The sequence below is a fragment of the Pseudomonas sp. HP_12 genome (assembly GCF_055283955.1).
In genome coordinates, this window is record NZ_JBTOQG010000007.1 from 67061 (window position 1) to 90305 (window position 23245).

Annotated in this window: 20 protein-coding genes; 6 read left to right on the forward strand and 14 right to left on the reverse strand. The window is 61.3% G+C overall.

Annotated elements, in window-relative coordinates:
• Positions 1-164 precede the first annotated feature (164 nt).
• Positions 165-1667 (forward strand): exopolyphosphatase, encoded by a 1503-nt coding sequence (ppx, locus tag ACYASU_RS07200; protein ID WP_346627448.1) that lies wholly within the window; start codon positions 165-167, stop codon positions 1665-1667.
• Here ppx and ppk1 read toward each other — a convergent pair.
• Positions 1654-3891, reverse strand: coding sequence for a polyphosphate kinase 1 (gene ppk1, locus ACYASU_RS07205; protein ID WP_192171381.1), 2238 nt, complete (start codon positions 3889-3891; stop codon positions 1654-1656). The two genes, ppx and ppk1, sit on opposite strands and share 14 nt — an antisense overlap.
• Positions 3892-4408: 517 nt before the next feature.
• Here ppk1 and ACYASU_RS07210 point away from each other — a divergent pair.
• Both ACYASU_RS07210 and elbB read left to right on the forward strand, forming a co-directional pair.
• The gene (locus tag ACYASU_RS07210; RefSeq protein WP_346627456.1) at positions 4409-5038 is read left to right on the forward strand and encodes a DedA family protein; all 630 of its coding nucleotides are present in this window, start codon (positions 4409-4411) and stop codon (positions 5036-5038) included.
• Positions 5039-5173: 135 nt separating this feature from the next.
• Positions 5174-5854 (forward strand): isoprenoid biosynthesis glyoxalase ElbB, encoded by a 681-nt coding sequence (gene elbB / locus ACYASU_RS07215; protein ID WP_192171383.1) that lies wholly within the window; start codon positions 5174-5176, stop codon positions 5852-5854.
• Positions 5855-5908: 54 nt separating this feature from the next.
• Here the strand turns inward: elbB and ACYASU_RS07220 are convergent, their stop codons facing one another.
• The 4 genes from ACYASU_RS07220 to ACYASU_RS07235 all read right to left on the reverse strand — a co-directional run bounded on the left by ACYASU_RS07220 (position 5909) and on the right by ACYASU_RS07235 (position 11654).
• On the reverse strand, positions 5909-6391 hold the full coding sequence (locus tag ACYASU_RS07220; protein ID WP_192171384.1) for a YaiI/YqxD family protein: 483 nt from the start codon (positions 6389-6391) through the stop codon (positions 5909-5911).
• 27 nt (positions 6392-6418) lie between these two features.
• Positions 6419-8311 (reverse strand): FTR1 family protein, encoded by a 1893-nt coding sequence (locus ACYASU_RS07225; RefSeq protein ID WP_463582405.1) that lies wholly within the window; start codon positions 8309-8311, stop codon positions 6419-6421.
• A 665-nt stretch (positions 8312-8976) separates the two neighbouring features.
• The gene (locus tag ACYASU_RS07230; protein ID WP_192171386.1) at positions 8977-9603 is read right to left on the reverse strand and encodes a LysE family transporter; all 627 of its coding nucleotides are present in this window, start codon (positions 9601-9603) and stop codon (positions 8977-8979) included.
• A 140-nt stretch (positions 9604-9743) separates the two neighbouring features.
• Positions 9744-11654 (reverse strand): ATP-binding cassette domain-containing protein, encoded by a 1911-nt coding sequence (locus ACYASU_RS07235; protein ID WP_346629500.1) that lies wholly within the window; start codon positions 11652-11654, stop codon positions 9744-9746.
• Between the two features lie 46 nt (positions 11655-11700).
• On the opposite strand from ACYASU_RS07235, the gene ACYASU_RS07240 reads away from it, so the two are divergent.
• Positions 11701-12168 carry a TIGR02444 family protein gene (locus ACYASU_RS07240; RefSeq protein ID WP_463582406.1) on the forward strand — a complete coding sequence of 156 codons (468 nt, stop codon included), beginning with the start codon at positions 11701-11703 and terminating at the stop codon, positions 12166-12168.
• On the opposite strand, the gene ACYASU_RS07245 is transcribed toward ACYASU_RS07240, so the two are convergent.
• Positions 12165-13181, reverse strand: a complete 1017-nt coding sequence (locus ACYASU_RS07245; protein ID WP_463582407.1) for an AlgP family protein — start codon at positions 13179-13181, stop codon at positions 12165-12167. The two genes, ACYASU_RS07240 and ACYASU_RS07245, sit on opposite strands and share 4 nt — an antisense overlap.
• A 179-nt stretch (positions 13182-13360) precedes the next feature.
• On the opposite strand from ACYASU_RS07245, the gene ACYASU_RS07250 reads away from it, so the two are divergent.
• The gene (locus tag ACYASU_RS07250; protein ID WP_192171390.1) at positions 13361-14038 is read left to right on the forward strand and encodes an FKBP-type peptidyl-prolyl cis-trans isomerase; all 678 of its coding nucleotides are present in this window, start codon (positions 13361-13363) and stop codon (positions 14036-14038) included.
• 92 nt (positions 14039-14130) lie between these two features.
• On the opposite strand, the gene rsd is transcribed toward ACYASU_RS07250, so the two are convergent.
• The 8 genes from rsd to ACYASU_RS07290 form a co-directional block, all read right to left on the reverse strand.
• Positions 14131-14589 (reverse strand): sigma D regulator, encoded by a 459-nt coding sequence (rsd, locus tag ACYASU_RS07255; protein WP_192171391.1) that lies wholly within the window; start codon positions 14587-14589, stop codon positions 14131-14133.
• 182 nt (positions 14590-14771) lie between these two features.
• Positions 14772-15275, reverse strand: a complete 504-nt coding sequence (locus ACYASU_RS07260; RefSeq protein ID WP_463582408.1) for a disulfide bond formation protein B — start codon at positions 15273-15275, stop codon at positions 14772-14774.
• 275 nt (positions 15276-15550) lie between these two features.
• Positions 15551-16798, reverse strand: coding sequence for a heme biosynthesis HemY N-terminal domain-containing protein (locus tag ACYASU_RS07265; RefSeq protein ID WP_463582409.1), 1248 nt, complete (start codon positions 16796-16798; stop codon positions 15551-15553).
• Positions 16795-17937 carry a uroporphyrinogen-III C-methyltransferase gene (locus tag ACYASU_RS07270; protein ID WP_463582410.1) on the reverse strand — a complete coding sequence of 381 codons (1143 nt, stop codon included), beginning with the start codon at positions 17935-17937 and terminating at the stop codon, positions 16795-16797. Before ACYASU_RS07270 ends, ACYASU_RS07265 begins: the two co-directional genes overlap by 4 nt.
• Before the next feature lie 49 nt (positions 17938-17986).
• Positions 17987-18760 carry a uroporphyrinogen-III synthase gene (locus ACYASU_RS07275; protein ID WP_463582411.1) on the reverse strand — a complete coding sequence of 258 codons (774 nt, stop codon included), beginning with the start codon at positions 18758-18760 and terminating at the stop codon, positions 17987-17989.
• Positions 18757-19698, reverse strand: coding sequence for a hydroxymethylbilane synthase (gene hemC / locus ACYASU_RS07280; protein WP_192171396.1), 942 nt, complete (start codon positions 19696-19698; stop codon positions 18757-18759). The genes ACYASU_RS07275 and hemC overlap by 4 nt, the downstream gene beginning before the upstream one ends.
• 162 nt (positions 19699-19860) lie before the next feature.
• Positions 19861-20607, reverse strand: coding sequence for a LytR/AlgR family response regulator transcription factor (locus ACYASU_RS07285; protein WP_074892681.1), 747 nt, complete (start codon positions 20605-20607; stop codon positions 19861-19863).
• On the reverse strand, positions 20604-21686 hold the full coding sequence (locus ACYASU_RS07290; RefSeq protein ID WP_463582412.1) for a sensor histidine kinase: 1083 nt from the start codon (positions 21684-21686) through the stop codon (positions 20604-20606). Before ACYASU_RS07290 ends, ACYASU_RS07285 begins: the two co-directional genes overlap by 4 nt.
• Positions 21687-21832: 146 nt before the next feature.
• Between ACYASU_RS07290 and argH the strand changes: the two genes are divergently transcribed.
• The gene (gene argH / locus ACYASU_RS07295; protein WP_282365873.1) at positions 21833-23227 is read left to right on the forward strand and encodes an argininosuccinate lyase; all 1395 of its coding nucleotides are present in this window, start codon (positions 21833-21835) and stop codon (positions 23225-23227) included.
• The last annotated feature ends 18 nt before the right edge of the window (positions 23228-23245 follow it).

Below are 23245 nucleotides of genomic sequence, written 5' to 3' on the forward strand. Positions count from 1 at the left end.
AGCCGGGAAGACGTCAGGTGCCATACCGCAACATTGATGGCGCGCAAGCAGGCCTCTTCCCGGCTGAAGCCGGTCCTGCTAATACCGCGCAAATACGTTGCCGGTTTGGCGACGGTGATGGATCGTGGCACGATGTCGGAGTTATCGACCGAGACCTTTTGACCATGCCGCTATCCACAGCCAAAAACCTCTCGCTGATCGCCGCGATCGACCTGGGCTCCAACAGCTTCCATATGGTTGTCGCCAAAGCCAATCAGGGCGAAATTCGCATCCTTGAGCGGCTCGGTGAGAAAGTGCAGCTGGCCGCGGGGATCGATGACGACCGCCGCCTCAGCGAAGAATCCATGCAGCGCGGGCTCGACTGCCTCAAGCGTTTCGCCCAGCTGATCAACGGTATGCCGCCCGGCGCCGTGCGCATCGTCGGCACCAACGCCCTGCGCGAAGCCCGCAACCGCAACGAATTCATTCACCGCGCCGAAGAAATCCTCGGCCATCCGGTCGAGGTCATCTCCGGCCGTGAAGAAGCGCGCCTGATTTACCTGGGCGTCTCCCACACCCTGGCCGACACGCCCGGCAAACGCCTGGTCGCCGACATTGGCGGCGGCAGCACCGAGTTCATCATCGGCCAGCGCTTCGAGCCGCTGCTGCGCGAAAGCCTGCAGATGGGCTGCGTCAGCTTCACTCAGCGTTATTTCAAGGACGGCAAGATCACCCCGGCGCGCTATGCCCAGGCTTACACCGCGGCGCGGCTGGAAATCATGAGCATCGAGCACGCACTGCATCGCCTGACCTGGGATGAAGCAATCGGCTCGTCCGGGACCATTCGCGCCATCGGCCTGGCGCTGAAAGCCGGCGGCCACGGTAATGGCGAGGTCAACGCCGAAGGCTTGGCCTGGCTCAAGCGCAAGCTGATGAAGCTGGGCGAAGTGGAAAAAATCGATTTCGAAGGCCTCAAGCCTGATCGTCGGGCAATCTTCCCGGCGGGCCTCGCAATCCTCGAAGCCATCTTCGACGCCCTCGACCTCAAGCGCATGGACCACTGCGAAGGCGCCCTGCGGGAAGGCGTGCTCTACGACCTGCTTGGCCGTCATCATCACGAAGACGTGCGCGAACGCACCCTCAGCTCGCTGATGGAGCGCTATCACGTTGATCTCGAGCAAGCCGCCCGTGTCGAGCGCAAGGCGCTGTCGGCGCTGGAGCAAGTGGCGAAGGCGTGGGAGCTTGAGGACAATTCGTACCGCGAGTTACTGAGCTGGGCCGCCAAAGTGCATGAAGTGGGCCTGGACATCGCCCACTACCACTACCACAAGCATGGCGCGTACCTGATCGAGCACTCGGACCTGGCCGGCTTTTCCCGCGAGGACCAGCAAATGCTTGGCCTGCTCGTGCGCGGTCACCGCCGTAATATTCCCAAGGACAAGTTTGCCGAGTTCGGCAACGAAGGCGTGAAGCTGATTCGTCTGTGCGTGTTGCTGCGTTTCGCGATCCTGTTCCACCACATTCGCGGCACCCAAGAGATGCCGCAGCCTGTGCTGACCGCCAACGATAACCATCTGGACATCGTGTTCCCGGACGGCTGGCTGGAAAACAACCAGCTGACTCAGGCCGACTTCGCGCTCGAAGCGGAGTGGCTGACCCGAGTCGGCATCATCCTTAACGTACGCTGAGGACCGGGTTGCTGAGTTTTTCCAACAGGCTCGCCTGCACATTGCGGGCGTTTTGGTTGCCGGTCGGGGTGCTGCGAATGTAGCGCCCGTCCGGCTGTAGCAGCCAGCTATGGGTGTTGTCGGTCAGGTACCCTTCCAGCTCTTTCTTCACACGCAAGATCAGCTTCTTGCCTTCCACCGGGAAGCAAGTCTCGACGCGCTTGTCGAGGTTGCGCTCCATCCAGTCGGCGCTGGACAGAAACATCTGCTCGTCCCCGCCATTCAAGAAGTAGAACACCCGTGTGTGCTCAAGGAAGCGCCCGATGATCGAGCGCACCTGAATGTTGTGGGACACGCCCGGCACGCCAGGACGCAGGCAGCACATGCCGCGCACGACGAGGTCGATCTTGACCCCGGTCTGGCTGGCCTTGTATAGCGCGCGAATGATCTTCGGATCGGTCAACGAGTTGAACTTGGCGATGATGTGCGCAGGCTTGCCCTCGGACGCGAACTGCGTCTCCCGGCCAATCATGTCCAGCATGCCTTTCTTCAGGGTGAACGGCGCGTGCAGCAGCTTCTTCATGCGCAGCGTCTTACCCATGCCGATCAACTGGCTGAACAGCTTGCCGACGTCTTCGCACAACGCATCGTCCGAGGTCAGCAGGCTGTAGTCGGTATAGAGACGCGCGTTGCCGGCGTGATAGTTGCCGGTGCCCAAATGCGCGTAGCGCACAATCTCACCAGCTTCACGGCGCAGGATCAGCATCATCTTGGCGTGGGTCTTGTAGCCGACCACGCCGTAGATCACGACGGCGCCGGCCGCTTGCAGGCGGCTCGCCAGTTGCAGGTTCGACTCTTCGTCAAAACGCGCACGCAGCTCGATAACCGCAGTGACTTCCTTGCCGTTGCGCGCGGCATCCACCAGCGCATCGACGATTTCAGAGTTGGCGCCGCTGCGGTACAGCGTCTGCCGCACGGCCAGCACGTGAGGGTCTTTCGCGGCCTGGCGCAGCAGATCGACGACCGGGGTGAAGGACTCGAACGGGTGCAGCAGCAGGATGTCCTGCTTGCTGATGACGTTGAAAATGTTTTCGCTGTTCTGCAGCAGCTTCGGAATCGCCGGGGTGAACGGCATGTACTGCAGCTCGGGGTGACTGTCCAGACCCGTGATGCTGAACAAACGCGTCAGGTTCACCGGGCCATTGACCTGATACAGCTCGGTCTCGCTCAGATTGAACTGCTTGAGCAGATAGTCCGACAGCAGTTTCGGGCAGGTGTCTGCCACTTCCAGACGCACTGCATCGCCGTAGCGACGGGAGAACAGCTCGCCACGCAGCGCGCGGGCAAGGTCTTCCACGTCTTCGGAGTCGAGGGCCAGGTCAGCGTTACGGGTCAGGCGGAACTGATAGCAGCCCTTGACCTTCATGCCTTGGAACAGGTCATCGGCGTGGGCGTGGATCATCGACGACAGGAACACATAGTTGTCACCCGGGCCGCCCACGTCTTCCGGCACCTTGATGATGCGCGGCAACAGGCGCGGTGCCGGGATGATCGCCAGACCCGAGTCACGGCCGAAGGCGTCAATGCCTTCCAGCTCAACGATGAAGTTCAGCGACTTGTTCACCAGCAACGGGAACGGGTGCGTCGGGTCCAGACCGATCGGCGTGATGATCGGTGCGATCTCGTCACGGAAATAACGGCGCACCCAGGCCTTGATCTTCGCGTTCCAGTTGCGACGGCGAATGAAGCGCACCTGATGCTTCTCCAGCTCCGGCAACAGGATGTCGTTGAGAATGGCGTACTGGCGATCCACGTGGCCGTGGACCAGCTCGCTGATGCGCGCCAGCGCCTGATGAGGCTGGAGACCATCAGCGCCGGCCTGTTCGCGAGCAAAGGTGATTTGCTTCTTGAGCCCGGCAACGCGGATTTCGAAGAATTCGTCGAGGTTGCTGGAGAAGATCAGCAGAAACTTGAGCCGCTCAAGCAACGGATAGGACTCGTCGAGCGCCTGTTCCAACACGCGGATGTTGAACTGCAGCTGCGACAGCTCCCGATGGATGTAGAGACTGCTGTCATCCAGGTTGGGCACCGCGATGACATGCGGGGCTGGATGATGCGGTTCCAGCGCGGGGACCACTTCAATGGTCGGCTCGACCACGGCAGTGACCTCTTGGTTGACGGGCGGCTGATTGACAGGCTGAGGGTCAAGCTCGACTGCGGCTTCGGTAGATCCTTCGGTGCTCATGAATAATCCTGTAAGGCAATTGGCCTTGTAACAGTTGGGCCGCGCATACGGCCGATGTCGGAACGCCGCTTGCGCCACAACAGTGGTGACGTACAGCGTGGGACAACGGTCACGCCCAAGGCGTGGCGGTTCTGAAGATGTTTGCAGCCTGACTCGATGTCGTGCGGCGAGGCGACCGGCGTCAGGCTCGACGCTGTGAGCGGTTTGACTCTCCACGCTACGGATTTCTCCGTACGGTGCAAGCCCTGACCTGCAAACATTCGGGTGGTGCCAGGTAGAAGGCACGTGCAAGAAGGGGCTCCGAGCCCATCCAGACGGGCAAGCGTGACATTTATAAGCGGCGATTATGACACTCGCGTGACAGGTGTAATTGCGACGTAACGTGTGCGATACAAACCCCCTCTCCAAGCGAATAATCGCTCCCGGATGTAGGAAACTTTAACGCGGTGACACATTTGCATACTTTCCTGAATGACTTGGGCGCGTTAGGCTGCGCGTTCATTTCGCCAGCACCTAAATAATGCTCCAGCATTTTTTACAAGAATTTGGCTACTTCGCCCTTTTCCTCGGGACCTTTTTTGAAGGCGAGACCATTCTGGTGCTCGCCGGCTTTCTTGCGTTCCGCGGATACATGGATATCAATCTGGTCGTGGTGGTTGCCTTCTTTGGCAGCTACGCAGGCGACCAGCTCTGGTATTTCATGGGGCGCAAGCATGGCCGCAAGCTCCTGGCGCGCAAGCCACGCTGGCAGTTGATGGGCGACCGTGCGCTGGAGCATATCCGCCGCCACCCCGACATCTGGGTGCTGAGCTTCCGCTTTGTGTATGGCTTGCGCACGGTCATGCCGGTTGCCATCGGCCTGTCCGGTTATCCACCGGGGCGCTACCTGTTGCTCAACGGCATCGGCGCGGCGGTATGGGCGGCGGCGTTGGGGGCAGCGGCGTACAAGTTCGGCTCGGTGCTCGAAGGCCTGCTGGGCAACGTCAAGAAATACGAGCTGTGGGTGCTTGGGGCCCTGCTGGTAATTGGCGTGCTGCTGTGGATTCGCCGCCGCATCAAAAACGCACGCATCGCTCGAGAAGAGAAGCTGGCCGTCGCGGCCAATGCCGAAGCCAATGTAGAAGCCAGAAACACCCCTGACGAGTAAATCCTCGGCCCATGCCGATGAATCCGGAGACATTCGCTGACGGCGTTGTCCTAGGTTCATGGCTTGCGACAATCAGCGCAATGCTGACCTGCGTAACCGGTGACTGACCGGAGCGCCCGAGAGAGGAACACGCGAATGACCAAAAAAGTGGCCGTTATTCTTTCTGGCTGTGGCGTTTACGACGGCGCGGAAATCCACGAAAGCGTGCTGACGTTGCTGCGCCTCGATCAACGTGGCGCCTCAGTGAAGTGCTTCGCACCGAATATCCCTCAGCACCACGTTATCAATCACCTGACCGGCGAAGAGATGCCCGAGTCGCGTAACGTGCTGATCGAATCAGCCCGCATCGCCCGTGGCGCCATCGAAGACATTCGCGAAGCCGACGTCACTGAGTTCGATGCGCTGATCATCCCCGGCGGCTTCGGTGCTGCGAAAAACCTGTCGAACTTCTCTACCCAAGGCGCTGGCTGCAAGGTCCAGGCAGAAGTGCTGGCGATGGCCGAAGCGTTCGCCGCCGCCGGCAAACCTATCGGGCTTATCTGTGTTTCGCCTGCGCTGGCCGCCAAAATCTATGGGCCGGGCGTGACCTGCACGATCGGCAACGACGCCGATACCGCTGCAGCGATCACCCGAATGGGTGGCACTCACCAGGAATGCGAGGTGACGGAAATCGTCGAGGACAAGGACCGCAAGTTGGTGAGCACGCCAGCTTATATGGTCGCCACGTCCATCGGCGAGGCAGCGTCCGGGATCAACAAGCTGGTGGATCGGGTGCTGGAGCTGGTGCAGGAAAACGAGGATCGCCTCCCGGACTGATGCTGGAAAAGGGGCTGGAAAAGGGGCTGGAAGCGGATTGATCGCTCGCCAGCCCTACGGGTTCTCGCCTGCAGGCGGCGAGGGATACTCGCGAGCCAGCCGCGTCAGGATTCGGTCGAGGCAGTTGGCGAACGCCTGTTTCTCCCGCTCGCCATAGGCGCCCTGCCCGCCACTGGCCTGGCCTTGCTCCCGCAGATCCGTGAAGAGGTTACGCATCGCCAGGCGCTGACCCATGTTCTGCGCATCGAACTCCTTGCCCCGGGGATCGAGCGCTGCAACGCCCTTCTTGACCAGCCGATCAGCCAACGGCACATCGCTGCAGATCACCAGCTCGCCCGGCACGGCGTGCTCCACCAGATAGTCGTCAGCCGCATCCGGCCCGCTGGGTACCACGATCAACTTCACCAGGGTGAGGCTCGGCTTGATCTGGCTCTGCCCCGCCACCAGCACCACCTCATACTTGCGCTTGAGGGCGAACTTGATGACGAGGTCCTTGGCAGCCTTGGGACAGGCGTCGGCATCGATCCAGACGCGCATAAGCGACTCCAATTCCAGAAAATGAATTTATGCGGCGACCGCCCGGCGCTTCTCGGCTATCCGGCTGCGGCCATACAGCACCACAATCGCCAACAACGCGATGGCTTGCGCGCCGAGGGAATAGGCGTCGGCGTGAATGCCCAGCCAGTCGAATTCGAAGAACGGCACCGGACGCGTTCCGAAAATCCCGGCTTCCTGCAACGCCTTGACGCCATGGCCGGCGAACACCACCGACAGCGCACACAGCAGCGCGGCATTGATGCCGAAAAAGAGCGTCAGCGGCAGCTTCGCAGAACCCCGCAGGATCACCCACGCCAGGCCGACAAGCAGCACCAGCGCCGTGGCGCCCCCGGCCAATACGGCGTTGTGACCGGCAGGGCCCGCCTGCAGCCACAGGGTTTCGTAGAACAGAATGACTTCGAACAGCTCGCGGTAGACCGAGAAGAACGCCAGCACCGCAAAACCGAAACGGCCACCGCCGCCAACCAGGCTGCTCTTGATGTAGTCCTGCCAGGCGGCGGCATGACGTCGGTCGTGCATCCACACACCCAGCCACAGCACCATGACGCTGGCGAACAGTGCGGTCGCGCCTTCCAGCAGTTCGCGCTGCGAACCGCTAACATCGATGACGTATGCCGCCAGCGCCCACGTGCCCAAGCCTGCCAGCAACGCCAGCCCCCAACCGACGTTGACGCTGCGCACCGCCGATTGCTGACCGGTGTTGCGTAGGAACGCGAGAATGGCGGCGAGCACGAGAATCGCTTCCAGTCCTTCGCGCAGCAGGATCAGTAGACCGGAGATGAAGCTCAATGAGGTGCTCAGGCCATCGCTGCCAAGCAGATCGGCCGATTCCTTGAGCTTGACCTTGGCATCAGCGAGCTTCTGCGCCGCCTGGGCTGCGGGCAGGCCATCCTGAAGCGACTGCCGGTAGGCCATGAGCGCTTTTTCGGTGTCCTTGCGCACGGTGGCATCGACGTTGTCGAGTGAGCTTTCGACCAGCTCGAAACCCTCCAGATACGCCGCGACGGATAGGTCATATGCCTGCTCGCGCTCACCGGATTGGTAAGCGGCCAAACTTTTGTCCAGAGTTGCGCTGGTGTAATCGAGCAACTGAGCCGGGCCGCGCTGAACCTGAGGCGGCTGCGCGCGCTGGGCACGGAAGCTGGCAGCGGCTTGCGGCCCTTCGCTGGCACCGACTTCAGCCGGTGTCTGCCGCGCCAGATCGGCGAGGTTGTAGGGTTTTTCCTGCTTCGCAGCGGAATCCGCGCTGAAGCCTGCGATGTAAGTCGCGACGTCCCAACGCTGACGGTCATCCAGCTGGTCCGCGAAGGCAGGCATTTCAGTGCCTTCAATGCCCAGGCCGAGCGTGTTGTAGAGGTCGTAGAGACTCAGGCGGTCCAGCCGCGCTGCGTCACGCAGGTTGGATGGCGGTGGTGAAAGGCCAATCCCGGCGGGGCCGTCTCCTGCGCCCGCGTCGCCGTGGCACACCGAACAATACTGCGCGTACAAGGGCGCGCCACGTGCGGGATCCGGGGTGATCACCGGCGCCTGACTGACTTCGTACGCCACGGCCAGCTTCGCGCCGAGCTGACGCGCCTGACGGGCCACTTGAGCGCCGTCCTGCTTCTGGTTGACGGCATTCAACAGCGCCGTGACGCCCTGCTCCAGCTCTGCGCGCTCCGGCTTTGCCGGCAGCGTTGCGATCGTGCCCTGCAGCGCCGCGAGAAACTCCACTTGCTCGCGGTACTCCGCGTCATCCACGACCTTGCCATCCGCGACCGTCGCCGGGTAGTCCGCCCCGACGTAATCGAGCAAATGCAAAGCCTGAGCAGCGTCCTCGGCAGGCGCTGCGCAGGCCCCGACGCTGAACACGCTCAACAGCACGAGGCTCAGGCAGGTCAATAAGCGGGAGCGAAACATGAGGGTGGATCTCAAATAGGAATGCGAAGGGTTGCCATTGTTCATGTTAGGCGCTGAGGACTCAAGCGCTGCGTTGATGGCTTTGACTCAATTGCAGGACCGGCTTTAGCCGGGAAGACGTCAGTCCCGTTTTAACCATGTTGTCTGACACACCGCCTTCGCGAGCAAGCTCACTCCTACAACTTCGTGTGCGCACCCGACCTCCGCGCTGGACGCAAATCCCCTGTAGGAGCAATCGGAGGTTGCGACGGACGCGAACGCGGTGGGCCTGTGACGTCAACGGTGGCTGACACACCGTATTCGCGAGCAAGCTCACTCCTACAATTTCGTGTGCGCACCCGACTTCCGCGCTGGACGCAAATCCCCTGTAGGAGCAATCGGAGGTTACGACGGTCGCGAACGCGGTGGACCTGTGACATCGAGGGTGGCTGACACACCGCGTTCGCGAGCAAGCCTTGTCATTTTCACTGGACGAACGCGATGCTTTTAGTGGGACCGGCTTTAGCCGGGAAGGCGTCATGTGTCACACCGCAAAAGTGTGAGTGCTGCCTCTGGCCGCTTCCCGGCTGAAGCCAGTCCTACGATTGAGGGTTTAAGCCGGTTTCCAGCCGAGCACAGTCAGCGGGACCGACTGTGACTCAACTGTGAGAAGGGCTTTTACCGAATCAGGCCCGATGCAAGGTGGCGAGGAACGCCGCTGCACTGACGAACAATCCGGCGAAGGTGCGGTTCATGCGACGTTGCTGTTTGGGGGTTTTAAGGGCGCGGAGCACCTTCGAGGCCAGGCCGGTGTAGCCCGCCATGACGATCAGATCCACGCAGACCATGGTCGCGGCGATGATCAGGTATTGCGGCAGCAGCGGCAGGTGAGTGTCGATGAACTGTGGCAGGATCGCGAGGATGAACACCAGCGCCTTGGGGTTGCTGATGTTCACCAGAAAGCCACGGGCCATGAGCACCAGCGGCTTGCCCACCGGGCGTACAGCTGACTCATCCGCCAGATCGCTTGGCAGCGCACGCCACTGCTTGATGCCCAGATACACCAGGTAGGCGACGCCAAACCACTTGATCAGAGTGAATGCCAGCGCCGAAGTGGCCAGAACCGCGCCAAGCCCTACGGCGACCACGGCAATCTGCACGACAAGGGCGATCTGCAGGCCGAGCGCGTTCCAGTATCCACGCCAGAAGCCGTATTGCAGTCCGCTGGACATCGAGGCAATAGCGCCCGCGCCAGGAGACAGGCTGATAACCCAGCAAGCGGCGAAGAACCCCAACCATGTTTCGAGCGACATCACACACCTCAGCCAACGAATACCTGCGCCTAAGCTAGTGTTTCCAGGCCTTTAAACGCCAGTCATTTCTGACTGTTGCGGCGACTTGCCAGACAGCTGTTCCGGTCGCCTGCGTTATACGGCCAACGCAGGTGACGCCATCAGGACAACGCTTCCAGCTCGGCCTGCATCGACTCCAGCAATTCCAGTGCTTCCATCCACGCTTCTTCAAGCTCGGACTCACGGGATTTCAGCTTGGCCTGATCGGCCAGCAGGTCGCGCAATTTGTCTCTGTTGGCCGCTTCGTAGATACCGCTGTCGCCCAGGGCGACTTCGATCTTCGCCAGTTTCTCGTGCAACGTGCCGAGCTCTTTTTCAAGCTTGTCGGCTTCGCGCTTATGCGGGGCGAGTTGCTGGCGCAATGCGGCGGCCTGCTGTCGCTGGGCTTTCTTGTCAGTCTTGTCGACATTGACCGGCGTATTGCTGGCCGGTGCATTGCGCAGGCGATAGTCCACCAGCCAACGGGCATAGTCATCCAGGTCGCCATCGAACTCCTGAACCAGGCCATCGGCGACGAGGAGGAAGTTGTCCGTCGTGCTCTTGAGCAAATGCCGGTCGTGAGACACCACCAGCACCGCGCCACTGAACTCCTGAAGCGCCATGGTCAGGGCCAGGCGCATTTCCAGATCCAGGTGGTTGGTCGGTTCGTCGAGCAGCAGCAGGTTGGGTTTGTCCCAGGCAATCAGGGCCAATGCCAGCCGCGCTTTTTCGCCGCCGGAGAAATTCAGCACCGGCTCGTCGAGGCGCGCACCACGGAAGTCGAAACCGCCGAGGAAATCCCGCAGCGCCTGCTCGCGTTCGGTGGGCGCAATGCGTTGCAGGTGCAGCAGTGGACTGGCCTTGGCGTCCAGCGAGTCAAGCTGATGCTGGGCGAAATAGCCGACCACCGTGTTTTCGCCACGCACCATGCGCCCGCTCAATGGCTCGAGTTCGCCTGCGAGGTTTTTGATCAGCGTGGATTTACCGGCCCCGTTCGGGCCCAGCAAGCCGATGCGTGCGCCCGGCGTCAGTTGCAGTTTGACCTTCTGCAGGATGGCTTTGTCGCCGTAGCCCAGTCGCGCGTCAGACAGATCCATCAGCGGGCTGGAGATCTTGGTCGATTCGCGGAAGGTGAAGTCGAACGGAGAATCGACGTGGGCCGCCGACAGCTCTTCCATTCGCTCAAGCGCCTTGATCCGGCTCTGGGCCTGCTTGGCCTTGGTAGCCTGGGCCTTGAAGCGCGTGATGAATTTCTCCATGTGCGCGCGCTGGGCCTGTTGCTTGTCGTAGGCCTGTTGTTGCTGGGCCAGACGTTCGGCACGGGCGCGCTCGAACGCGCTGTAACCGCCGCGATAAAGCGTGATCTTTTTCTGCTCGACGTGGGCAACATGATCGACGACCGCATCCAGAAAATCGCGGTCGTGGGAGATCAGCAGCAGCGTGCCCTGGTAGCTCTTGAGCCAGTCTTCGAGCCAGAGAATGGCATCGAGATCCAGGTGGTTGGTCGGTTCATCGAGCAGCAACAGGTCCGAAGGACACATCAAAGCCTGCGCCAGGTTGAGACGCATCCGCCAGCCACCGGAAAAATCGCTGACCTGGCGCTCCATCTGCTCGTTGGTAAAACCCAAACCTGCCAGCAACTTGCGCGCCCGCGCGTCGGCCGTGTAGCCATCGGCACTGTCGAGCTCCGAATGCAGACGTGCTTGCGCGGCGCCGTCCTGAGCGGCCTCGGCAGCCGCGAGGTCATGCTGCACCTGACGCAGACGCAGGTCGCCGTCGAGCACATAATCCACCGCCACACGATCGAGGGTATCGACCTCCTGACGCATGTGGGCGATGCGCCAATCGGCGGGCAGCAGACAGTCGCCGTTGTCGGGGGTCAATTCACCCCGCAACAGTGCGAACAGGCTGGATTTACCGGCGCCGTTGGCGCCGATCAGGCCGGCTTTCTGGCCGGCGTGCAGGGTCAACTCGGCGTCTTCTAGCAGACGTTGCGGACCACGCTGTAAGGTAAGGCTTTGAAGTCTGATCATAATGGCGGCGGAGTCTACCAGCTTCGCCCAAAACAGGTAGATGACGATGCTTTCGGACCTATGGAGTTTCACTCTCGATTTCTATGCTCGCCCAGGCGTTGAGCAGGCATGTCTCACCCTGCAGGCCAGTGGCGCCAATGTCTGCGCGCTGCTGTGCGGCGTCTGGATGGACCGGCGTGGTGTGCAGTTCGACTCAGAGCGGGCGCGAGAAATCGGACAATTGGCCGACCCGTGGCACGAGAAGGTGGTGGGGCCATTGAGGGATGTTCGGACACGCTGGAAGGCCGACGCGGCTGAAGACGAAGAGCTGAAGGCGTTACGCGACAGACTGAAAACCCTGGAGCTCGATGCCGAGCGTGAGCTGCTGGTGCGTCTGCAACGGCTGACCAAAGACTGGCCTGAGCGAGATTCTCAACCTACGGGTGTTTGGCTGGGAGCGCTGGCGGGAGGTGCTGCTCAAGCCAGTCCCGACGCGTTGCAGATTCTGCTTCGCGCCGGGACCGATATCGCTTAGGACGCGCTGTTCGAGGTCGAATCAGCAGCTGGCGCGGCCGGGGCGGCTGGCGCAGGAGACGCTGCCGGAGCAGCAGGTGCTGGCTTGGCGGTTGCGGAGACAGCAGGCTTGACGGCCGGTTTTGCCGCAGCCTTCGCTGCGACTGGCTTGGCAGCGGCAGGTTTCGACGCTGCTGGCTTGGCAACCGGGCTCGCTTTCGCGGCAGGCTTGGCGGCTACTTTGCTCGCAGCAGGCTTGGCAGCGGCACTGGCGGCCGGCTTTGCAGCAGGCGCTTTAGCCGGAGCAGGTTTGGCAGCGGCCTTTACGGCAGCCGGCTTGGCAGCGGTAGTCTTGGCGGCTGGCTTGGCGACCGGCTTCGCGGCAGTCGAAGTTTTAGCGACTGGCTTGCTTGCGGCGCTGACAGCTGGCTTGGCAGCGGGCGCCTTGCTCGCAGCTGGCTTGGCGGCGACGGTTTTCGCAGTCACTTTGGCAACGGTTTTTTCAGCGACGGCTTTGACTGCAGTTTTAGCGGCAGGCTTGGCCGGGGCCGCTTTAGCAGCAGGTTTTGCAGGTGTTTTTGCAGGAACAGGCTTGGCGGCAGGCTTGGCAGCCGCTTGCACCGGGGCGTTTGCAGCGCGATCGTTCAGCGCTTTGCCAACGGCTTCCTTCACGCGGCCAATGCCTTGGGCCAGCTTCAGGCTTTCCTGAGCATCACGCTTGAGGTTGAGGATATAGCTGCGGGTTTCGGTCTGACGATCTTTCAACGCGTCGAGCAACGACTCGAGCTCGGACACGCTGTCTTTGGCCTTGCCTTGCGCCTTGGCTTTACCGGCGGCAGCAGCGTCCTGCAATTTGGTGCGCGACTTGTGCAGCTTTTCCTGCGCCTTGCCACGTTGTTTCTCGAGTTTGGCGAGCAGTTTTTCAGCGTCAGCCAATGCTTGAGAGCAAGCGTCTTCGAGATGTTCGAGCAGGCTGCTCGAGAGCTGTTGGAGCAAATGCAACGGAGTGTTTACTGGCTTCTTGGTGGCCGACATGACTTACCTCCTGGCTGATTTGAGTGCGGCCATACTAGACCTCCGCCCGCACCGCCGCTAGGGCATCTTGACACTACAATCCCCGCTCTGTTGCAGGACGCCGAAAAACGCGGCAATACCCGTCACGCTCGGGCCTCAGCGCTGGCATAATCGCTCACTTCCCAGGCCGGAGAGCATTCATGTCGCGCTACCTGTTTATGTCGTTGTTCCTCTTGGTACCCCTTGCTCACGCGACCGATGCTCCGGCGTCCGACAACACCCACGATCTTTCCTATAGCCTCGGTGCGAGCCTGGGTGAGCGCCTGCGTCAGGAAGCACCCGACCTGCAGTTGCCCGCGCTGCTTGAAGGTCTGCAGTCGGCGTATCAAGGCAAGCCGCTGGCGATCAAACAGGAACGCATGGAGCAGATCCTCAGCGACCACGACGCCGCCCTTGCCCAGGCTGAAAACTCCGGCCAGACCGAACCGCAGACTGAAGCGGCGTTGAAGGATGAGCGCAAGTTCATGGACGCCGAGAAGGCCAAACCGGGCGTTCGCCAGCTCGCGGACGGCATCCTGATGACCGAGCTGACGCCGGGCAACGGTGCCAAACCCGACATCAATGGCCGTGTGCAGGTGAAGTATGTAGGCCGTCTTCCTGATGGCACGATCTTCGATCAGAGCCAGCAGCCACAATGGTTCCGCCTGGACAGCGTCATCGCTGGCTGGACCACAGCCCTCGCCGACATGCCGGTGGGTGCCAAATGGCGGCTGGTCATCCCCTCGGCCCAAGCGTACGGCGCAGAGGGTGCAGGCGATCTGATCGATCCCTACACGCCGCTGGTGTTCGAAATCGAGCTGCTCGGGGTGTCGCAGTAACGCTGGAACTGGCTCAGGCTCGTAGGCGGCAGCCCTAAAGACAGACCATAAAAAAGGGTGCCCAAGGCACCCTTTTTTCATCAGCGGTCTGCTCAGACCTCTGCCTCAATCTGTTCCTTGTGCGCGTTATGCAGCACTTCGATCAGGCAGTCTTCCAGTTCAAAACGCTCGTGCAGCAAGCCGCCCAATTCCTTGAATTTCTCGGTGACACATTTGCCTTCGTCACAGAGATCGTTGAAGGCCAGTAGCTTCTCGGTGATGACGTCGATTCGAGGATAGATCGTGTCAGCCAGCTCGAGGCCACGCTGATCGTTGAATGCCTTGGCCTCGCTGGTGAGTTGCTCGTAGATTTCGAAATGACCGGCCGACACGTAATCGACCAGCGTGCCGCAGAAGTCCTGCAGGGGCACGCGCTTTTCAGAGAACGCTCCCGGCTCTGCACCGATGGCATCGTAAGCCTTGATCAGCTCGTTGCGCTCCAGCAACCAGCGGTCAATCAGCTTGTGAACCCCACCCCAGCGTTCCTGAGCGTTCTGACAACTTTCCAGCATGATGTTCTCTCTTCCCTTCAGGGGCATGCTGCTTCAAGCGCACTCCGGTTCGGTCCGAGATTGGTCGGTACCGGCCTGGACAAGCGTCGACAACAGCATTGATCCGATGATGCGTGCGGCCCAGATTATGCCCGCATGACTAGCCCATCAAGGTACGCAGGACACAAAGTTCATACAAGTGTTTAATCCGAAGGCCCTACATCTATTGATCTGAATCGCCGAAACTCGATAAAGAGGTAGTACAGCGCGAACAGGCAAAGCCCCGAAAATGCCAGCAGGCTCCACTCCGGCAAGCTGATGCCGAACAGCGACCAGTTGATCTCGGAGCACCCCGCACTTCCCGCCAACACCATCAGCATGACCTTCACGAAGGTTTGCGTTTCCAACAGGTAGTGAAGATTTTCAATGCACGCCGCCATGTTCTCGGGCGGCGAAGCCTGCAACCAGACCTGTCGTGCCGCGACGCTCGCCCCCAAAGCGGAAAACAGTAAAAGAAAGCCTGCGTAGACACGCCAGCCGGATTTGCCAGGCGCGTGCAGCGCGGCGAGCAGGCAAACAACCGCTGATAACGCCATGAGCACACGCTGAAGCAGACACATCGGGCATGGCGCCGCATCAACCACAGGGCCGAGATAAACCGTCGCTCCCACAATCGATGCGCAGGCCACAAACGCCAGAGAGAACAAGGAGCGCGTACGAGCCAGCTGCATGGAAGATCCGTAACAAAAGACGAAGGCGGCTACGGTAGAGGAAAGCGCGAGTCGCTTTCAAGGCACCCGACGGAGGATATTTCTTTGTTGCTGTAGGTAAATCCCGACGCCGTGTTTAAGACGTTGTACCGATAGCTTGAAGATCTTCTCAACAAGCCACACCAAGCACGGAAAGGTCCTACACGAATCAGGGAAGCAGACACTGAAAAGGCCCGCAATCGGGCCTCTTCGAGTTGACGCCTCGACCCAGTCTAAGCGCGTGTCAGCGCTGGCAACGGACGTGCAAGCAAACGCTCATCCAGCAGGCCCAGGCCTTCCTGAAACAGCTGATTGCTGCGATCAGTTTCGCCCAGCTGCGCGAGCAAGCGAGCCAGTTCGGCACACGCTTCCGGGTTGCGCTGCAACCTCAAGCTCGACTCAAGATAATCACGCGCTTTACCCCACAGGCTGCTCTGCAGACACAGACGGCCCAGGGTCAACAGCAAGCCTGGGTCATCGGTGTGACTTTTCAGCCAACCTTCGGCGGTCTGCAGTTGTTTGGCAGGATCAGCGCCGCGCACCAGGCCATACAAACGTGCAAGGTGGGTGTTGTAATCGCGCTTCATGGCCTTACGCAAAACCTCTTCGGCCTGCACATCGGCGCCCAGACGTCGCAGCTGCTCGGCATACGCCAATACCAGCGCAGGCTCCTGGCGCTGGGCCGAGGTCAATTGCTGCCAGGCGTTCTCCAGCGACGGGAGGCCCGTGGCTACGGTATCGCTGTCGGATTCACGATGGGCGGCCAACGAGAGATTCTCGCCCCACGCGCGGCTCTCAAGCTCAGCCAGCTCTTGCGCCGGGAGCACTTTGTCCTTGCGCAGCTCAGGCATCAAGCGAATCAACTCCGCCCACTCGCCGCGCTCGCGGTACAGGCGCTGCAACTGGCGCAACACCTGCGGGTTATGCGGATGGCGCTCCTGCATGGCCTGAAGGGTCACCAGCGCGCCGTCGAGATCGCTGCGGTCCACCTGCAACTGTGCGTGGCTCAGCGCAATGGCCAGTTCGGCGTGAGGCTGACGCTCCAGCGCGCGCTCGAGGAGATTGTCGCTTTCCTCATAACGGCCCTGCTCGTTCGCAGCCCGGGCCGCGCCGAGGTAGTAAAGCAGTGGCTGACGTTCCGCCTCGGCAGCGCGATGCAAATTGCGTTGCGCGCTGGCCCAGCGCCCTTCGGCGAGGTCCAGCTGGCCCTGCTCGATCGCGTTTTGCACACGACGGCTTCGGTTGCGACGCGACCAGGGATTGACCACCCCACCGGAGGTCGTCAGCAATGAGATCAGCACCCGCACCAGCCAAAGAATAAACAGGAGGGCGACCAGTATCGCCAGTGCTGCCCAGATGCTCGATTCGTAGCGGAAAGTGTCGTAGGAGATCAGCACGTAACCCGCATGGCGAGAGATCGCGACACCGATCAGCGCCGCGGCCACCACCAGCACGAAGAGGACGACGTAAGCGCGCTTCATGGCTGTTTCCCAGGCTGGGCCTCGTCAGTGCGCTTCTCCAGCGCACCGCCAACAGGCGTATGACGCTGCTCGAGATACGCCTGAACCGCCGCCAAGCTTTGTGTCAGGTCAGGGGTCGCCACGGAAACCGGCTGTTTGCCCAGCTCATCCAGACGCTGGCCGAGGGCTTTGCTCTGCTGGTTATCGCGATTGAAATTGTCGTCCAGGACGCTACGCGCCTCAGCCATGGCTTTTTCGTAGACCGGGGCCTGGCCGTTGAGCGCTGCCCATTGCGCCTGCTCGATCGCCAGGCTCAGCGCCAGACGAACCTGGGTCAGGCTCTGGCCAGCCAGCAATGGACGAATATTCTTATCTGCATGGAAGTCGATTCGAACGAACTGGGAGATCTTGTCCCACCACTTGGCCCAGTAGCTGTCCTCGCTCACATCGGTCAAACCGAACAGCGAGTCGCCCTTGTCTTGGTATTCCGGCGCCAGCTCGTTCAATTGCGCGACTTGATCACGCACTGCCGCCAGTTGCAGAAACAGACCCGTGCGATCCGGTTGATCGACGCTGCGCAGCGCAGTCAGGCTCTTGGCCAATTGCTCGCGGGCTGCAAATGCGCCGGGATCGTCCTGCTCGCGCAGGATCTCGTCGGCGCCCTGCACCAGCGCTGCAGCGCTATTGATGTCTTGCAGCGCAGACAGCCTCAGGCTCGCCAGGCGCAGCAAATGCTCCGCTTCGGCGAGACGCCAATCCTTGCGGCTGGCGCCGAGCACGGTTTCTACACGCTGGCTCAGGCGCTGCTGATCACCCTGCAACTGCGTGACGAGGCGGCGGCGATCTTCAAGCTCCTGGGCAGGAGGCAGTTGCGCCAGACGCGCAGCGATCTGCTGCTCGCTCTGCTTGAGGGCTTGAGTCTGAGAGCCGATGTCCTGCAACTGGCCCGACTGCTCCTGATGACCAGCCTGCATGGCGCGCAGTTGCCAAACGCTCCAGCCGCCAACGGCAACGCCCGCAGCGCCCAGCAACAGGGCCAGTATGGCGAGCCCGTTGCTGCTCCGGCGAGTCGACGGTTCTTTGTACGCTGGATCCGGCAGCGGCTCGGATTTGGCCAGTACCGGTTCAACGTCATCTTTTGGCAAGACTGTTTCGCTCACGTGTCCATCCTTTGCATTTTGGGCGTCGCGTAATCCGACTGATCGAGCATTACGCCTGTGAGGCAGGCGCGGTGTATCCGCGCAATGCTGCCAGCAAGGCCGGGGCGCTGGCGCCACGGCAGTCCACTACGGTAAGAGCTCCGGCAGCACGCGCCATTTCGGCGACCCGCGGGCTCGGTACAAACAAAGGCATCTGCGCAAGCGTAGGCCAGGCGTCGCCCGCCAACTCGCGCAGATGCTCGAAACCCTGTCCACTGCTGACCACCAGCCCATTCAAGCGTTCCGCTTTTACCGTATCCGGCAACGTAAAAGCCGGGTATTGCGGCAGGTGGCGACGATACAGCGGCAGGTAATCCACCACCACACCGCGCTCGCGCAACCGCTCGGCGAGCAGCTCGCGGCCGTCTTCGCCGCGCATGATCAGCACTTTGGGGTCATAGCCCGAGAGGGCTTGTTGAAACTGCGGCAGGTCGAGCAATGCTTCGCTGTCATCGCCGTGCTCTGAGAAGAAAACTGGCAGGCCGTAGTCATCGAGAATTTGCGCAGTGGCAGCACCAACGGTGAACCACTTCTGCATCGGCGGCTGCGGCCAGACTTCATCGAGCATCGCCAGGCCCAGCCGCGCGGCCGGCTTGCTGACGACGATGACAGCGCAGTACGCCGCAAGGTCATAGATGATCGAACGGTTCGCTTCTGAAACCGGCAATGGCTCGATCTCCAGCAACGGCAGGCTGGCGCTGTACACGCCAACCTCAGCCAGGGTCTGCGCAAGGGCCTGGGATTCTTCAGCAGGACGCGTGAGCAGCAAACGCCAGGCCTTCACTCGTCGCCTGCCTCGCCGTACACCGCTTTGAGAATCTTCGCCGCACCTTGAGCCAGCAGCGCTTCGGCCACTTGTACACCCAGCGTTTGAGCATCCACTTGGGGCGCACGCGCTTCGGCGTGGAGCAGCACTGTGCCGGAAGGATCGCCCACAAGACCGCGCAACCACAGTTGTTCGCCTTCCAGCACGGCGTAGCAGGCAATCGGCACCTGGCACCCACCGTTGAGGTGCTTGTTGAGCGCGCGCTCAGCGGTGACCCGCACGGCCGTATCGTCATGGTGCAGCGGGGCCAGCAAGGCATGAAGTTCGATGTCGACGCTGCGGCATTCAATGCCCACTGCGCCCTGCCCGCCAGCCGGCAAGCTGTGGTCGATGCTGATGGGGGCAGTGATGCGGTCTTCGAAACCCAGACGGATCAGGCCGGCCGCGGCAAGGATGATCGCGTCGTACTCACCGGCGTCCAGCTTGGCGAGGCGCGTGTTGACGTTGCCACGCAGAAACCGGATTTGCAGGTCAGGCCGACGCGCCAGCAACTGGGCCTGCCGACGCAGGCTCGACGTTCCCACCACGGCGCCGGCGGGCAGTTCATCGAGACTGGCGTAGGTGTTGGAGACGAAGGCATCGCGCGGGTCTTCGCGCTCGCAGATGCAGAACAGGCCAAGCCCCTGAGGGAAGTCCATCGGCACGTCTTTCATCGAGTGGACGGCGATGTCGGCGGTGTGCTCCATCAGGGCTGTTTCCAGCTCCTTGACGAACAGACCCTTGCCACCGATTTTCGACAGCGGCGAATCCAGCAGCTTGTCGCCGCGACTGACCATTGGCACCAGCGTCACGATCAGACCGGGATGCGCCTGCTCCAGACGCGCCTTGACGTACTCGGCTTGCCAGAGGGCCAGGGCGCTTTTGCGGGTGGCGATGCGGATTTCGCGAGAAGACATGAACCGGTCCGTACTGAGTGAATGCGGCGAATAATAACAGCTCGGCCGGATCGGGCCGAATGACTGTATTCAATCGTTGCGCATCATGATCTCAATCAACCTGCGCACGCCATGCGACGGCGTGTCGCCCGCATCGCACGGCATGGCCCTCGCGGCACTCGCTTACAACTGCTGCATCATCTTGCGCACACCGGCAACGTGCCGGCGGCTGACGATCAGCGCATCACCGTTGAGCCCCTTGAGGAACAACTGGAAATGGCCCAGCGGCGTGCGCTGCAGGCGTTCAATGCGCTCCCGGGCGACCAGCGCGTTGCGGTGAATACGCACAAAACGGTCGCCGAATTCGTCTTCCAGGGCTTTAAGCGGTTCATCCAGCAGCACTTCGCCGCCTTCATGGCGCAGGGTCACGTACTTGTGATCGGCGATGAAATAGATCACCTCAGCCAGCGGAATCAGCTCAATGCCCTTTCGGGTACGCGCGCTGATGTGGCTGCGCGGGCCGGTGCCGCTTTCGGCAGCAGGTCGGGTCATCGCCGCCAGTTGCACGCGATTCGGCCGCTCGGCCTTGCGCAACGCCTCAAGCAGGTGCTCGGGACGAACCGGTTTGACCAGATAACCCACGGCGCTGACCTGAAAGGCCTCCAGCGCAAATTCATCGTGGGCCGTGCAAAACACGACGGCAGGCGGGGTGTCGCGCTCGCACAATTTAGCCGCGACCTGAAGTCCATCCAGGCCCGGCATGCGGATATCCAGCAACACCACGTCGGGTTTCAAATTTTCAATCAGCTGCAATGCTTCTTCGCCATTGGTGGCGCTGGGTTCAAGAACCTTGTAACCCTCGAGCTCACTTACCATACGGCTCAGGCGGTCTCGGGCTAGGGGTTCGTCATCAACGATCAGGACATTCATATTGCTCTGGCTTCCTGCGTGAGTCTCGCACAAGGATAGCGTAGACAGGTGAAGTGACGACCGTCTCGGCGCTCCACGCTCAGACTGGCGAGAGGGCCGAAAAGTGCCGTGAGTCGAGCGCCGATGTTTGCCAAGGCCTGCTGAGTGCCGCCTGGATTTTGCTGTAAGACGACCTCATCGTAAGGATTACTGACGCGCAATATAAATACTCCCCGTTCGTAGTCCGCCTCAACTCTGACCACGCCGCCTTCAACACGGGGCGCGATGCCGTAAATCAACGCGTTTTCCAATAATGGCTGCAAGGTTAGCTGGGGAATTGGCAAGTCGTCGGGAATTGCACTAACGGCCCAGTCCAACTGTAGACGCTCGCCAAGTCGATATTGCTCAATCGATAAATAGCGTTTCGCCAAATCAAGTTCTTCACGCCATGTCGTCAGGCTGCCGGGCTTGCCCAGACTGGCCCGGAACAGGTCGGACAGATCAAGCACTGCCTGCTCCGCCTTGACCGGATCGCTGGTGACCAGACTGGCGATGCTGTTGAGCGTGTTGAATAGAAAATGCGGGCGGATACGTGCCTGCAAGGACTCGATCCTGGCCTGGAGTTCGGCCTGCTGCTGCTTGCGCCACTGACTCTGCAGGTAAAAGTAGCGCAGCATCAGTACGGACATGATCAAGGCGATCAAGGCATAGCGCAGGTACCGCTCGACGACGCCATCGAACGAGGTCGGGGGATTCACCTGGTAGTAGTCCGTCACGGCGGTGCACATCAGCGTCACCGCCACCACCAGCAGACAACCGATGCAGCCGGCCACCCCGGCACGCAGCCGTGCCAGCCAGGGGCGCAAGCCACACAGCAGCGCAGCGGACAACAGCACGATCCACTGCACGAAAAGAGAAATCAGCGCCAACCGCACCCAGTCGAAATCCGGCTGCATGGGTTCGATGAGCACAAGCACGAAGACCAGCAACTCCGCCAGCACGACCAGCATCAGCAGCGCCTGGGGCAGACACAGTTCCGGGAGGAAAAACTCTTTGCCGGGCGCACTGCTCTGCCCCGGGTGTTTGCGCTCGTTTTGCATGGCCGCCAGTCTCTTCGCTCATACCGGTGCGGGCAAGCCGCCGGGGATAAATAAACGGCAATGCTGTTATCATCGCCCGCGTCTTTAGAATCGGCCGGCGCCGGTTTTTCATCAGTTTCAGCCACCAGCAAAGCAGCGAGCGAATCATGAGCACCGACAAGACCAACCAGTCCTGGGGCGGCCGCTTCAGTGAACCCGTCGACGCCTTCGTCGCACGCTTCACCGCCTCCGTCACCTTCGATCAGCGCCTTTATCGCCACGACATCATGGGCTCCGTCGCCCACGCCACGATGCTGGCCAAGGTCGGCGTGCTGACCGACGCCGAGCGCGACACCATCATCGACGGGCTGAAGAGCATTCAGGGCGAGATCGAGGCCGGCACGTTCGACTGGCGCGTGGACCTCGAAGACGTGCACATGAACATCGAAGCGCGCCTGACCGATCGCATCGGCGTCACCGGTAAAAAGCTGCACACCGGTCGTAGCCGCAACGATCAAGTCGCCACCGACATCCGCCTGTGGCTGCGTGATGAAATCGACCTGATTCTGGCTGAGATCACTCGCCTGCAAGAAGGCCTGCTGGGGCTGGCCGAGCGCGAAGCCGACACCATCATGCCGGGCTTCACTCACCTGCAGACCGCGCAACCCGTGACCTTCGGCCACCACATGCTGGCGTGGTTCGAAATGCTCAGCCGCGATTACGAGCGTCTGGTCGATTGCCGCAAGCGCACCAACCGCATGCCCTTGGGCAGCGCCGCGCTGGCCGGCACCACCTACCCGATCGACCGCGAACTGACCTGCCAGCTGCTGGGTTTCGAAGCCGTTGGCGGCAACTCGCTGGACAGCGTCTCCGATCGCGACTTCGCCATCGAATTCTGCTCCGCCGCGAGCATCGCGATGATGCACCTGTCGCGTTTCTCCGAAGAGCTGGTGCTGTGGACCAGCGCGCAATTCCAGTTCATCGACCTGCCTGATCGCTTCTGCACCGGCAGTTCGATCATGCCGCAAAAGAAAAACCCTGATGTCCCTGAGCTGGTCCGTGGCAAAAGCGGCCGCGTGTTCGGCGCCTTGATGGGCCTGCTGACCTTGATGAAAGGCCAGCCGCTGGCCTACAACAAGGACAATCAGGAAGACAAGGAACCGCTGTTCGACGCCGCCGACACCCTGCGCGATTCGCTGCGTGCATTCGCTGACATGATCCCGGCGATCAAGCCCAAGCACGCCATCATGCGCGAAGCCGCGCTGCGCGGTTTCTCTACCGCCACCGACCTTGCCGATTACCTGGTGCGTCGTGGCCTGCCATTCCGTGATTGCCACGAGATCGTCGGTCACGCGGTGAAGCACGGCGTTGAGACCGGCAAGGACCTGGCCGAGATGACGCTGGACGAGCTGCGTCAGTTCAGTGATCAGATCGAACAGGATGTCTTCGAGGTGCTGACGCTCGAAGGTTCGGTCAACGCGCGTAATCACATCGGCGGCACGGCGCCGGAGCAGGTCAAGGCCGCGGTTGTACGTGGACAGCATTTGCTAGCCACCCGCTAAACGCATCAGAGGGGTCGC

Bases quoted from the DNA above. Each gene is read 5' to 3' on its own strand.
- ppx (WP_346627448.1), top strand. From the start codon at position 165: ATGCCGCTATCCACAGCCAAAAACCTCTCGCTGATCGCCGCGATCGAC.
- ppk1 (WP_192171381.1), bottom strand. From the start codon at position 3,891: ATGAGCACCGAAGGATCTACCGAAGCCGCAGTCGAGCTTGACCCTCAG.
- elbB (WP_192171383.1), top strand. From the start codon at position 5,174: ATGACCAAAAAAGTGGCCGTTATTCTTTCTGGCTGTGGCGTTTACGAC.
- ACYASU_RS07220 (WP_192171384.1), bottom strand. From the start codon at position 6,391: ATGCGCGTCTGGATCGATGCCGACGCCTGTCCCAAGGCTGCCAAGGAC.
- ACYASU_RS07225 (WP_463582405.1), bottom strand. From the start codon at position 8,311: ATGTTTCGCTCCCGCTTATTGACCTGCCTGAGCCTCGTGCTGTTGAGC.
- ACYASU_RS07230 (WP_192171386.1), bottom strand. From the start codon at position 9,603: ATGTCGCTCGAAACATGGTTGGGGTTCTTCGCCGCTTGCTGGGTTATC.
- ACYASU_RS07235 (WP_346629500.1), bottom strand. From the start codon at position 11,654: ATGATCAGACTTCAAAGCCTTACCTTACAGCGTGGTCCGCAACGTCTG.
- ACYASU_RS07240 (WP_463582406.1), top strand. From the start codon at position 11,701: ATGCTTTCGGACCTATGGAGTTTCACTCTCGATTTCTATGCTCGCCCA.
- ACYASU_RS07245 (WP_463582407.1), bottom strand. From the start codon at position 13,181: ATGTCGGCCACCAAGAAGCCAGTAAACACTCCGTTGCATTTGCTCCAA.
- ACYASU_RS07250 (WP_192171390.1), top strand. From the start codon at position 13,361: ATGTCGCGCTACCTGTTTATGTCGTTGTTCCTCTTGGTACCCCTTGCT.
- rsd (WP_192171391.1), bottom strand. From the start codon at position 14,589: ATGCTGGAAAGTTGTCAGAACGCTCAGGAACGCTGGGGTGGGGTTCAC.
- ACYASU_RS07265 (WP_463582409.1), bottom strand. From the start codon at position 16,798: ATGAAGCGCGCTTACGTCGTCCTCTTCGTGCTGGTGGTGGCCGCGGCG.
- hemC (WP_192171396.1), bottom strand. From the start codon at position 19,698: ATGTCTTCTCGCGAAATCCGCATCGCCACCCGCAAAAGCGCCCTGGCC.
- ACYASU_RS07285 (WP_074892681.1), bottom strand. From the start codon at position 20,607: ATGAATGTCCTGATCGTTGATGACGAACCCCTAGCCCGAGACCGCCTG.
- ACYASU_RS07290 (WP_463582412.1), bottom strand. From the start codon at position 21,686: ATGCAAAACGAGCGCAAACACCCGGGGCAGAGCAGTGCGCCCGGCAAA.
- argH (WP_282365873.1), top strand. From the start codon at position 21,833: ATGAGCACCGACAAGACCAACCAGTCCTGGGGCGGCCGCTTCAGTGAA.